Annotated in this window: 8 protein-coding genes and 2 pseudogenes; 2 read left to right on the top strand and 8 right to left on the bottom strand. The window is 69.4% G+C overall.

What is annotated here, in order from left to right:
• Positions 1–60 precede the first annotated feature (60 nt).
• The 8 genes and pseudogenes from H3H54_RS02800 to H3H54_RS02765 form a co-directional block, all read right to left on the bottom strand.
• A pseudogene (locus H3H54_RS02800) lies at positions 61–1517 on the bottom strand (beta-galactosidase family protein); the annotation flags it as partial.
• A 312-nt stretch (positions 1518–1829) separates the two neighbouring features.
• Positions 1830–3842, bottom strand: a pseudogene (locus H3H54_RS02795) (beta-galactosidase).
• A gap of 80 nt (positions 3843–3922) precedes the next feature.
• Positions 3923–4975 carry a serpin family protein gene (locus H3H54_RS02790; protein WP_262425422.1) on the bottom strand — a complete coding sequence of 351 codons (1053 nt, stop codon included), beginning with the start codon at positions 4973–4975 and terminating at the stop codon, positions 3923–3925.
• A 178-nt stretch (positions 4976–5153) separates the two neighbouring features.
• Positions 5154–6266, bottom strand: a complete 1113-nt coding sequence (locus H3H54_RS02785) for a serpin family protein (RefSeq protein WP_262425421.1) — start codon at positions 6264–6266, stop codon at positions 5154–5156.
• A gap of 377 nt (positions 6267–6643) precedes the next feature.
• The gene (locus H3H54_RS02780; RefSeq protein WP_262425420.1) at positions 6644–7591 is read right to left on the bottom strand and encodes a carbohydrate ABC transporter permease; all 948 of its coding nucleotides are present in this window, start codon (positions 7589–7591) and stop codon (positions 6644–6646) included.
• Positions 7588–8472, bottom strand: a complete 885-nt coding sequence (locus H3H54_RS02775) for a carbohydrate ABC transporter permease (RefSeq protein WP_262425419.1) — start codon at positions 8470–8472, stop codon at positions 7588–7590. The genes H3H54_RS02780 and H3H54_RS02775 overlap by 4 nt, the downstream gene beginning before the upstream one ends.
• Positions 8469–8960: an extracellular solute-binding protein gene (locus H3H54_RS02770; RefSeq protein ID WP_262426384.1), complete on the bottom strand. Its 492-nt coding sequence runs from the start codon at positions 8958–8960 to the stop codon at positions 8469–8471. Before H3H54_RS02770 ends, H3H54_RS02775 begins: the two co-directional genes overlap by 4 nt.
• Entirely contained in the window at positions 8957–9706 is a 750-nt protein-coding gene (locus tag H3H54_RS02765) for an ABC transporter substrate-binding protein (RefSeq protein ID WP_262425418.1), read from the bottom strand. Before H3H54_RS02765 ends, H3H54_RS02770 begins: the two co-directional genes overlap by 4 nt.
• A 451-nt stretch (positions 9707–10157) precedes the next feature.
• Here H3H54_RS02765 and H3H54_RS02760 point away from each other — a divergent pair, with 451 nt between their 5' ends.
• Entirely contained in the window at positions 10158–11855 is a 1698-nt protein-coding gene (locus H3H54_RS02760) for a sodium:solute symporter family protein (RefSeq protein ID WP_262425417.1), read from the top strand.
• 22 nt (positions 11856–11877) lie between these two features.
• Positions 11878–12234 carry a hypothetical protein gene (locus tag H3H54_RS02755; RefSeq protein WP_262425416.1) on the top strand — a complete coding sequence of 119 codons (357 nt, stop codon included), beginning with the start codon at positions 11878–11880 and terminating at the stop codon, positions 12232–12234.
• Positions 12235–12502 lie beyond the last annotated feature (268 nt).

Below are 12502 nucleotides of genomic sequence, written 5' to 3'. Positions count from 1 at the left end.
CGCCTCCCAGCCGTTGAGGAAGCGGATCGTCTGCCAGACACCGCCGAGGATGCCCTTGCGCTCCCCGAGCTTCGGACCGAAATTCACCCGGCCCAGGTTCTCCACCAGGATGTCCACGCGCACGGTGCGGTGGCCTCCCTCGGGCAGCAGGCGCTCCGCGAAGGGTGTCAGCTCGATCGTCGCCGGGTCGATCTCGCTCTCCTCGTTGCCGACCACACCGGTCGCGCCGACGTTGATCCCGTCGACATACAGCCAGGCACGATCGTGCAGGTCGTAGAGGCGCAGCGGCTGGATGCGGGTCTCGCCGTCCACCACCTCGGCCGCGATCTCGATCTCGCGGGAGAGGCGCAGCAGGCCGCGCTCGAGGCCGAGGTCCTCGAAGGCGGGCGGGGTGGGGTGCTCCTCGGCGGGGCGGGTGAACCGCTCGGTGCCGCGCAGGGAGACGACCTTCTCGATCCTCACCTCACCAGCGGGCAGGGTCGCTGGCTGCGCGACGAGGCCCAGCTGCTCGAGGTGCTCCTCGAGCGGGGGCAGCTCCTGATGGTTCGCGATGACCTCGCGGAACGCCCGGAACTTCTCGGTGAGCGCACCGTTCTCCGCGATAGGGGCGTCGTAGTCGTAGCTGGTGGTGGTGGGCTGCAGGAAGCTGAAGTGGTTGGCGCCGGCCCGCATGCCGAAGTTGGTGCCGCCGTGGGCCATGTAGAAGTTGAGGCTCATGCCGTTGTCGAGCATGTCCGCGAGCTCCCCCGCGGCGTCCCCGCCGGTGCGCTCGTGGTGCTCCTCGCCCCAGTGGTCGAACCATCCGTTCCAGAACTCCATGCACATCTGCGGCTGGGCGGGCAGCTCGCGCTCGGTCATCTCGAGCACCTCGAGAGTGCGCGAGCCGAAGTTCACGGTGGCCAGCGCCCCATCCACGGTGCCGCCGGTCAGCCAGCGCCGGGCCGGGCCGTCGGAGGTCACCAGCAACTCCTCGATGCCGCGCTCGATCAGACCGTCACGGAGGTGGGCGAGGTACACCTTGTCGTCGCCGAAGCTGCCGTACTCGTTCTCCACCTGCACCATCACGACGCTCCCGCCGCGGGAGGTCTGGCGTGCGGCGATCACCGGGATCAGCTGGTCGAACCAGGCATCGACCAGCTCGAGGTAGGGGCGTTGCGGTTGCGCAGGCGCAGGTTGCGGTCGGCGAGGATCCAGCCGGGGAAGCCGCCGTTCTCCCACTCGGCGCAGATGTACGGGCCGGGGCGCACGATCGCATCCAATCCCTCCTCCGCAGCGATGTCGAGGAAGCGGCCCAGATCCGCGATGCCCTCGAAGGTGGTGACCCCGCGTACCGGCTGGTGCACATTCCAGGCCACGTAGGTCTCCACCGTGTTGCAGCCCATCGCGACCAGGCGGCGCAGCCGGTCGCGCCACTGCTCGGGGTGGACGCGGAAGTAGTGGATCGCACCGGAGATCACGAGGTGCGGCTCCCCGTCACGGAGGAACCCGTCGGGGGTGGGCTGGAGCAGGGCGGTCATCGTTGAGAGTCCTCTCGGGTTAAACGTCTTACACGAGTCTGTCAGGTGGGGCTGAGCAGGGCCCCGCCCTCCGGGATGCCTCACGATTCCGCGCCCGAGCCGAGCCGGAGCCCGCGTCCGAGCGGCACCGCGAGGCACCGCTGCCCCGTGCTCGGCTGGTCTCTCTGGCCCCTTGCCCCGTCGACCGCTGCACAGCGGGCGTTGTGGCTCTCCATAACGCCAACTGCGCAACGGTCGACGTGTAACCGGCTGAGGCTCAGGCCGGGCGGGGCGGGGCGGGGCGACCCAGAGGCGAGGCCCGGGGGGCGTCGCTCAGCTCTCGCGGATCACCGCCACCGCGCCGGCGGGCACGGTGTGGGCGCCGTCCGCGTCGGTGCCGCGCAGCAGCTCCTGGCCGCTGACCTGCACCACCTGGTCGCGGTCGGAGTGGTTCAGCACGAACAGGTAGGTCGTGCCGTCCTCGGCGAAGCGGCGCACCGCCTCCACGTCACGGTGCAGACCCGGCACTGCCGCCTCCACCCCAGCAGCGGCGGCGATCTCATCCACCAGTGCCTCGAGCCCCTCGGCGGAGGGGCGGGCTGCCACGTACCAGGCGGCGCCGCCCTCCTCCCCCACCGGGTTGCGGGTCACGGCGGGCCAGCCGTGCAGCGGCCCGTCGGCCCAGGTGCGCTTCGCCTCGGCGCCCTCGAGGTGGGTCTTCTCGCTCCACATGTCCGCGGCGGTGCCGTCGTCCAGGTGCAGGATCTCGCCCTCCTGCAGGGCGTAGAACTCCTCGGTGCGCACGCCCAGCAGATCCCGGAACGCGCCGGGATAGCCGCCGAGGTAGATGTGCTCGTTCTCGTCCACGATCCCGGAGAAGAAGGTGATGACCACCTGGGCGCCGGCCCGAGCAGCCTCGACCAGGCGCTCCGACTCCGGCTCGCTCACGGTGTAGAGCGTCGGGGCGATCACCAGCTCGTAACCGGTCAGATCGGTGCTGGTGGGGACGATGTCCACACCGATGCCGAGGTCCCACAGCGCGGTGTACCAGCGCAGCATCTCCTCGCTGTAGCGCAGGGCCTGGGTGGGGTGGGAGTCCAGCTCGCTGGCCCACCACGAGGGGTAGTCCATGACGAGTGCGACCCGGTTCAGCACGCGGCTGCCGTGCACCGGGGCGAGGGAGTCGAGCGCGCGGCCCAGCGCCACGGTGCCGCGCCACACGTCGGTGTCGCGCCCGCCGTGCGGGACCATCGCCGAGTGGAACTTCTCCGCGCCAGCCTTGGACTGGCGCCACTGGAAGAACATCACCCCGTCGGCCCCGCGGGCGACGTGCGAGAGGGAGTTGCGCAGCATCTCCCCGCGTCCCTGGTGCGGTTGCGGGGCTGCCAGTTCACCGCGGAGGTGGAGTGCTCCATGACGATCCACGGGTCACCGCCGGCGACGCCGCGGGAGAGATCCGCGGCGAAGGCCAGCTCGATCTGGCTGCGGGGATCGGCGGCGATCAAGTAGTGGTCGTTGGCGACCACGTCCACGTCCTCCGCCCAGGAGAAGTAGTCCATCCACTTCGTGGCGCTCGAGAGCATGAAGTTCGTGGTGGCGGGGACGTGCGGGGTGACCTCACGCAGCACCTCGCGCAGCGCCCGGTAGTGGGTGAGCAGCTCATCGCTCGAGAAGCGGGCGAAGTCGAGCTGCTGGGTGGGGTTGGCGTAGGTGGGGGCGGCACGCGGCGGCAGGATCTCCTCGAACGAGTCATAGCGCTGGGACCAGAAGGCCGTGCCCCAGGCCTCGTTGAGCACCTCGATGCTCTCGTACCGCGCCTCGAGCCAGCGCCGGAAGGCTGTCGCTGCATGGTCGGAGTAGTCGTGAGGCACGTGGCAGCCCAGCTCGTTGTCGACATGCCACATCGCGAGCGCGGGATGCTCCTGGTACCGCTCGGCCATGACGCGAGTCATCGTCAGCGCGTACTCGCGGAACAGGGGTGAGGAGACGGCGTAGGCCTGCCGTCCGCCCTGGCTGAGCGGTGCCGTCCTCGGTGACGGGGAGGATCTCGGGGTGCTGGCGGGTCAGCCACGGCGGCGGGGAGGCGGTCGCGGTCGCGAGCGCGACCTTGATGCCGGCGTCGGCGAGGTTGTCCATGACCTCGTCGAGCCAGTCGAAGTCGTACTCGCCCTCGCGCGGTTCGAGCATGGCCCAGGAGAAGATCGCGACGCTGAGCAGGGTCACCCCGGCCTCGCGCATCAGCTCGATGTCCTCGAGCCGCACCTCCCGGGGCCACTGCTCGGGGTTGTAGTCCCCGCCGTAGGCGATTCCGTCGACTCCGAGCGGCCAGGGTCGTGCAGCGGTCATGTCTCCTCCATTGCGAGAACGATCCAGAAGTGCGTATGACCAGGGTATGCGCCGGGGCAGCTGCCGAGAGGGGACGTCCGTCAACCGGTGCGGGTGGGGTCCCCGATCCAGCCGGCCACCAGCGGGGCGCGGGTGGAGGTCTCGTAGGCGAGGACCAGGAACGGGGAGTCCAGCACCAGCCGACGCTGCGGGGGCGCGGCGGCGGCCATCCGAGTCATCAGCGCGGTCGCGGCGGCGGCCTCCATCCCGTGCTCGTCCACGGTGAGCACGGCCTTCTGCAGCACCAGCGAGAGGAACCAGTCCGCACCCTCGGCGATCCCGGTGAAGTCGGCGCCGGGGCTGAAGGCCTCGGTCATGCCGAGCTTCTGCAGGGGCCCGTTCAGCTCCTCGTCCCAGGAGATGTCGAGGGCGGGGACGGTGAGGCCGACGCGATCCGATGAGCCGCCGAGGCCCTCGAGGAGCGCGTCGAGGCCGGTCCCGGGCTGCTCGGCGTCCTGCGCCCAGGCCTCGAGCACCTCGTCGATACCGGTGGCGGGCTGGATCAGCGCCAGGGCGATCTCGCCGCCGGCCGTGGGCAATGCGGTGGCGCGGCAGTGCGCGTCCTCGTACCAGCCCTTCGCGGTGCCGCTGAGCATCTGCACCGCGCGCACGGTGCCGTCGGCGGTGGTGAAGTCACCCTGCGTGGCCGTCAGCGGTGCAGGCCAGGCCGCTTTCACGTGCAGGGCGCTGACCAGCACCAGCCGTTCGCGGGCGGTGAGCGCGCCGGGCGGGATCAGCTCCTGGATCAGGTGGTTCGTCTGCTCCTCGACCCAGGCGTTGATCTCCCGACGGCCCGCCTCGCGGTTCTCGTCCTCGCGCACGTCGATCTCTCCAAGGTCGGCACCGAACCCGGTGGCGAGCTGCTCGCGGTACTCGGGCCGCACCGCCGTGCCCTGCTGCGCCCAGGCCCCGCCGACCAGCGAGGCGCGGGCCGGCTCGGGGCCGCCGGACCGTGCGCGGGACCGCTCCGCATCCCCGACGGCGGCGAGCACCTCGCGCAACTCCTGGGCGGTGCGGGCCAAGTGCTCCATGTTCCCTCCGAGCACCTGCTCCATCTGATCACGCGTCGCGCCGCGGGCGCCGAGCCCGGCCATGGTCAGAGCGACCTGCGCGGACAGCGGAGAACAGACGGCGTTGAGGGGCTGCGGTCGATGCTCGCGAGCAGTCGGGCGGTGAAGGCGGTAACCATCGGTCCATCCAATCCGTCAGCGGCCGACGGGGCAAGCGGGGCGGCGGGCGGCACGACGGGCGCGACTGCGTGCTGGGATGTGTTCAGCGGGTCTGCGTCGGATCCCCGATCCAGCCGACCACCAGCGGTGCGAGGGTCTCCCGCTCGTAGGCGACGAACAGGAACGGGGAGTCCAGCACCAGCTCCTGCATCTCCACGTCCGCGGAGGTGGTGTCCATGGCCACCGCGGTCGCAGCCGCAGCCTCCATCCCCTGCTCGTCGACCGTGATGACAGCCTTGTGCACCACATCGGAGATCAGCAGATCCGCCTGGCCGGTGATCCCGGAGAGATCAGCCGCGTCGGTGAAGGCGTCGGTCATGCCGAGGCTGCCCAGCACCTCCTTCAGCGAGGCGTCCCAGTCGATGTCGAAGGCGGGCATGCTCAGCTGAGTCGAGACCTGCGAGTCCTCGAGGCCGCTGAGCAGAGCGGAGAGTGCGGCGCTGTCCTCGGCCCAGGCATCGAGCACCTCGTCGAGCTCACCGGTGGGCTGGACGAGGGCGAGGGCGAGCGCGCCGCCGTAGGTGTCCAGGGAGGTTGCGCGGCACAGTTCGTCCTCATGCCAGGTGGCGGTGGAGCCGTGGAGCATCTCGGTGCTGCGCTCCTCGCCGCCTGCGGTGGTGAAGGTGCCGCCGCTCTTGCCGAGCTCTGTCGGCCAGGCGGCCTTCAGATGCAGGGCGTTGACCAGGACCAGGCGGGTTTCTGCGGCCAGGAAGCCCTCGGGGATCAGCTCCTCGATGAGGTCGTTCGTGGAGTCGGAGACCCAGTCGTTGATCTCGCTGCGGGCCTCCTCGCGGGCGGCGTCCTCGGTGAAGTCCGCTTCCCAGAGCCCGCTGCCGAACCAGGTGGCGAGGTCCTCGAGATAGGACTCCTGGATCTCGTAGCCCTCCTGCAGCCAGGTCCCGTTGACGAGCGAGGCGCGGGCCGGCTCAGGGGCCTCGTCGTCGTCCTCCTCGCGCTCCGCATCACCGATGACCTCCAGCTGCTGGGAGAGGGTGTTCGCGGCGCGGGCGAGCTCATCCATGCTGCCGCCGAGGGCGTCCTCCATCTGGGCGAGGGTCTGCCCGGCGGCGCCCATGCCCACCATCGTCAGTGCAACCTGCGCAGACAGCGGCGAGCAGACCGCGTTGACCTCCCCGCGATCGATCGCGCCGAGCATCCGCGCAGTGAAGGGGAGACGAGCTCCCCGGCACCCTCCGCGGGGCCCGGCTCGGCGCGCGGCAGCTCCGCGGCAAGATCCGGCTGCTCCCCCTCGTCCTGCCCTCCGCACGCGGCCAGGCCCAGGGCGAGAGGCGGCAGCAGCGCCGAGGCGGCCAGCAGCGAGCGACGGCGCAGCGGGGGCGCCGCAGCTCGGAGTGTGCGGAGGCAGAGGTGGTGCTCATGCCTCTATCGAACGATGAGCAGGCGCCCCGTGGCAAGGGACGACGACTCCCAGCGCCGCAGCGACGAGTCCCGGTGCCGCACCGCCCGCACATGACGATGGTCGGGCACCGGCGCCTGAGCACCGGTGCCCGACCATGGGTCAGGCCGAAAGGGTCAGCCCTTGACCGAGCCCTCGGTGAGGCCGCCGCGCCAGAAGCGCTGCAGCACCAGGATGAGGATCGCCAGCGGGATCACCGACAGCAGAGCGCCGCCGATGGTGAGCTGGTAGAACTCCGGCAGCCGGTCCGTCTGGGCCCGCCAGTTATCCAGGCCCAGGGTGATCGGGTACAGCTTCTCGTCGGCCAGCATGACCAGCGGGAGCATGTAGTTGTTCCAGATCGCGACGAACTGGAACAGCAGGATGGTCACCAGCGCCGGGGTCAGCTGGGGCAGGGCGAGGCGATGGAACAGGCCCAGCTCCCCCACGCCGTCGATCCGGCCCGCCTCGAGCATCTCGTCGGGCACCGCGGCGCTCGCGTAGATCGAGGCGAGGAACAATCCGAAGGGGCTCACCAGCGAGGGGATCAGCACCGACCAGTAGGTGTTGGTGATGCCGATCGAGCTGAACAGGAAGAACAGCGGCAGCGCCACGGCGGTGCCGGGCACCAGCACGCCGCCCAGGACCAGCGCGTACACGAAGCCCCGGCCCGGGAAGCGGTACTTGGCCAGCGCGTAGCCGGCGGCGGTGGCGAAGTAGGTCGCCAGCACCGAGCCCACGCCCGCGTACAGCAGGGAGTTCAAGCCCCAGCGCGGGAAGATCCCGTCGTTGGCGGAGAGCACCGCGCCGAGGTTCTCGAACAGCTGGAAGTTCTCGCCGAACCAGAACCCGCTGGTGCCGAAGAGGTCCTCGGTGGACTTGGTGGCGTTGATGACCACCCAATAGACGGGGACCAGGAAGTAGAGCGCCACAATCGCCAGCAGTGCGGTGATGATGATCGTGGTGGTCGGCTTGCGACCGGCGTCGCGAGCACCCGCGCGGCCGTCACCGCGGGCTGCCTTGGCGGCGTTGCCGAGCGGCTTGCGTCGTCCGGTCGTCGTCTCGTCGATGTCGGTGGTGCTCATGAGCGCTTCTCCGTCCAGTTGGAGACCCCCAGCGCGATCGCCGAGAGCAGGAAGGCGGCCAGGGCGATGATCACGGACTGGGCGGCCGCCATGCCGATGTCGTTGTACTGGAACGCGAAGGCGTAGGCGGACATGTTCGGGGTGTACTCCGAGGTGATCCCGGCGCTCATGGTCTGCAGCAGCCGCGGCTCGGCGAACAGCTGCAGGGTGCCGATGATCGAGAAGATCACCGTCAGCAGCAGGGCGGGGCGGATCAGCGGCAGCTGGATCGCCATTGCGACGCGGAAGGTGCTCGCGCCGTCGATCTTCGCGGCCTCGTACAGCTCGCCGGGGATGGACTTCAGCTGAGCGATGATGATCAGCATGTTGTAGCCGGTGTAGGTCCAGGTCACGATGTTCGCGATCGACCACAGCACCATGTTCGGGCCCAGGAAGTCGATGTTGATCCCCACCGCGCCCAGCACGTCCACGATCGGCGAGAGGCCGGGGATGTACAGGAACGACCACAGGATCGTGGCGATCACGCCGGGGATCCCGTAGGGCAGGAAGTAGGCGGCGCGGAAGAAGCCCGGCCACTTCGCCGAGGCGGTCTCCAGCAGCAGCGCCAGGACCGTGGCGGCGACGATCATCACCGTCACCTGCACCGCGCCGAACAGGACCATTCGCCCGATCGACGCGATGAAGTTGGCGTTGGTCAGCGCGGCGATGTAGTTCGACAGGCCTGCGAAGACGCTCTCGACGCCGGCCTCACCCAACAGGCCCGAGCGCTCGACCCGGGTGAAGCTGTAGCCGATCGCCATGATGATCGGGATGATCATGGTGCCGATGAACAGCACCAGGAAGGGTGCCAGCAGCACCCAGGGGGCAGTTCTCGATCTCATCGTGCCTCCTCCGCGTTCAGGCCGATGGTGCGCATGATCTCGACGATCTCGGTCTGCGCGTCGGCGAACAGATCGGCCAGCGGCACCTCGCCGGTGACCGCAGTGGTCATGCCGTCACCGACGATGGCCTGCACGCGCTGCATCATCGGCGCCCAGGTCCACTCGAGGTTCTGGCCCTCGGCCATCGGCACGATGACCTCTTCGTTGTAGTTCTGCCCGGAGAAGAACTCGTCGGGCTGCTGCCGGATCTCGCCGATGTAGTCGGCGGCCGGGGACCAGCCGATGCCGGAGTGCTCGATCATGGCGTCGATCCCGGCGGGGTCGGAGCACATCCAGGTCAGGAACTCGAGCGCCTCGGCGGGATGCTGACTGGTGGAGGACACTGCGGCCGCTGAGCCGCCGTGGCCGCCGGAGGCATAGCCGTCGGGCCAGGTGGGCATCGGGGCCACGGCCCACTTGCCCTCCCCGCCGGGGACGGTCTTGTTCAGCGCGTCGGACCAGGAGCCGCTGATGGAGGCGAGGACGTTGCCGTCCGCCGCGGCGGCGTACCAGGGGTGGTGTAGGAGCCATAACCGGTGCCGACGAGCTTCTCGGCGAAGATCTTGTCCCAGTACTCGGCGACCCGCATCGAGGCGTCACCGAGCATGTCCACGACCCAGCCGTCATCCTCGGGGCGGAACCAGTTCGCACCGGACTGCATCACCCAGGCGATCGGGTGGGAGCCATCCGAGGGATCGAGGCTGATCAGGCTCTTGCCGGCCTCGGAGACGATGCCGGCGGTCTCGTAGAACTCGTCCCAGGTGGCCGGGGCGGAAAGACCCAGCTCGTCCTCGAGCACCTCGCGGTTGTAGAAGGTGGCCACGGGGCCGGTGTCCTGCGGGACGGCCCAGTAGGTGTCGCCGACCTTCGCCTGGCTGATCGCGCCTGGATCGAACTTCGACGCCTGCTCCTCGAAGCCATAGCGCGAGAGGTCCACCAGAGCGCCGGCGAGCGCGAACTCGGGAACCTGGCGCAGCTCGACCTGGGCGATGTCCGGCCCGCCGCCGGCGGCGATCGCGGAGAGGATTTTCGCGTAGCCGCCGGTGTTTCCGCCGGGGATCCAGGTCGCGTCGACGTGGATGCGGTCCTGCGAGGCGTTGAAGACGTCGCAGACCTTCTGCAGGTCCTTGAGCCAGGCCCAGTATGAGAGATGAACCTTGCCATCCGCGGGCGGGATGGTGGGTTCGGCGTTCACCTCGCCGGGGTTCGGTGGCGCGCAGGCGGCGAGGCTGGCGGCCAGTGCCGCCCCGCCTCCCGCCAGCGCTGCTCGACGTGAAAGACGTGGCTTCATCGCTCTCCCTGTCCCTGTTCTTCTTTGAATTGCACCAGAGCGTGACCTTCATCCGGCGGATCCAAGGGCCCGACCGTGAACGTTCACTCGACCAGACGGTACCAGCGTCGGGGCCCGGCACGGAAGGCGGCCCGGCAGCCCGGCGCGAGCGCCCCGCACCCTTCCCAGCCCTTGAGGTGCGGCGTATACCACGCGGAGGCGCTCCTGTCTCACGTTTGTGGCATCTGGGTGCACGAATCTGCCGACCCGGTGGTAGCGTCTCGGCGCGGCATCTCGAAACTGCCGCATCACCTGCGCGCGCAACCCCGGTACACACCGTCGACGCGTCACCTCCCCGTCCCCAAGGAACTGCTTCATGGTCGACCTCCGCCTCGACGCCCAGTGGATCGACTACGCGATCATCGCGTTGTACTTCGTCTTCGTGCTCGGAGTGGGCTGGTATGCCAAGCGCGGCATCTCCACCTCCATCGAATTCTTCCTCTCCGGCCGCTCGCTGCCCGCCTGGGTCACCGGTCTCGCCTTCATCTCCGCGAACCTCGGAGCGGTCGAGATCATGGGCATGTCCGCCACCGGCGCCCAGTACGGCCTGCCGACCATGCACTACTTCTGGGTGGGCGCCGTCCCGGCGATGCTGTTCCTGGGCGTGGTGATGATGCCCTTCTACTACGGCTCGAAGGTGCGCTCGGTCCCCGAGTTCATGCGAATGCGATTCGGCACCGGGGCGCACCTGGTGAACTCGCTCAGCTTCGCCGTCGCACAGCTGCTGATCGCCGGCGTGAACCTCTCCCTGCTGGCCACCGTCGTGAACCGCCTGCTGGGCTGGCCGATGTGGGTGGGCCTCGTGCTCGCCGCCGCGTTCGTGTTGTTCTACATCACCGTCGGCGGCCTCTCCGCCGCGATCTACAACGAGGTGTTGCAGTTCTTCGTGATCGTCGCGGCGCTGCTGCCGCTGACCCTGATCGGGCTGCACCGCGTGGGCGGCTGGGAGGGCATGAAGGAGCGTATCGCCGGTGACGGCGTGGGCGGCGCCGAGCAGCTGCACACCTGGCCCGGCCAGGCGCTGTCCGGCTTCGACAGCCCGGTGCTGTCCGTCGTGGGCATCGTGTTCGGCCTCGGCTTCGTGCTCTCCTTCGGCTACTGGACCACGAACTTCGTGGAGGTCCAGCGCGCTATGGCATCGAAGTCCATCACCGCCGCCCGGATGACGCCGATCATCGGCGCGTTCCCCAAGATGCTGATCCCCTTCATCGTGATCGTGCCCGGCATGATCGCCGCGGTGCTGGTGGGCGAGCTCGCCGAGTTCAAGCAGCTGGACGTCGGTGGCGATGCCGCCGGCGCCGCCGCCTCCGGCGTCACCTACAACGACGCCCTGCTGCTGCTGATGCGGGACGTGCTGCCCAACGGCCTGCTGGGCGTCGCGATCGCGGGCCTGCTGGCGGCGTTCATGGCCGGCATGGCCGCGAACATCTCCGCCTTCAACACCGTGGTCACCTATGACCTCTACGAGCAGTACGTGAAGAAGGGTGCGCCCGACGGGCACTACACCCTCATCGGCCGCATCGCGACCGCCGCGGCCTGTGTGATCGCGATCTTCACCGCGCTGATCGCGGGTCAGTTCTCGAACCTGATGGACTACCTGCAGACCCTGTTCGGGTTCTTCAACGCCCCGCTGTTCGCGACGTTCATCCTGGGCATGTTCTGGAAGCGGATGACGCCGACGGCCGGCTGGGCGGGCCTGGTCTCGGGCACCCTCGCCGCCGTCGCGCTGTGGTCCGCCTCCACGTTCTTCGGCGTCTTCGAGCTGCCCGGCCAGGGCCTCGCCTTCGTCAGCGCCGCGACCGCGTTCGTGGTCGATATCGTGGTCTCGGTGATCGTCACGCGGTTCACGGCCCCCAAGCCGGCCCACGAGCTGAAGGGCCTGGTCTACTCCGAGACCCCGAAGGCCGATCTGGTCGATCCCGAGGCGAAGGACCTGCCCTTCTGGCGCCGTCCCGCTCCCATGGCCGGCATCGCCCTGGTCCTGGTCATCATCCTGAACATCGTCTTCGCCTGAGCGCGGACGGAGGAGAACACCCATGAGTGCACACAAGGACCAGACCCCGGGCGCGCAGAACGCCCCCGAGTCTTCCGACGCTCCCGCAGTCCCCGAGGACGCGACGGTCCAGACCGCCGGCGCCTTCGACATCCGCAACTTCATCGGCATCCTGCTGGGCCTGTTCGGCCTGGTGCTGCTGGGGGCGGGCATCTTCGCCTTCACCCCGGAGGCGGCCGCGAAGACCGGTGGGGTCAACGCCAACCTCTGGGCGGGCCTGGCGATGGTGATCTTCGGGATCCTCTTCATCGTCTGGACGAAGGTGGATCCGATCCGGATGGTCGTCCGCGACAACGAGGACGGCGCCGAGGAGCCCCGCGACATCGCGGCGCTCGACTGAGCTGCGGCGGGCCTGGCCCCGGCTCCTTGCACGCAACACGCTGGGCGCCCGCCATCGAGACCACCGATACCTGTCATATCTGGCAGATATCGGTGGTCTCGCCGGTTCCACCCCCGCGTGTCACTCGCCTGCGTGCCCCGGCCCTGCCACGGACCACGGCTCGGCCGCAGAGACCGGGAGCCCCAGCCCAGCGACCGGGAGCCCCCGCCCTTGCAGCCGATAGCCCGAGCCCAGCGGCCGATAGCTCGGGCCGATCCCCGCGCAGAGG

Origin of the sequence: Brachybacterium sp. Z12 (assembly GCF_014400405.1) — a bacterium.
Taxonomy (GTDB): domain Bacteria; phylum Actinomycetota; class Actinomycetes; order Actinomycetales; family Dermabacteraceae; genus Brachybacterium.
Note: the sequence above shows the minus strand (reverse complement) of the source record. Positions and strands in the feature narration are given on the sequence as shown.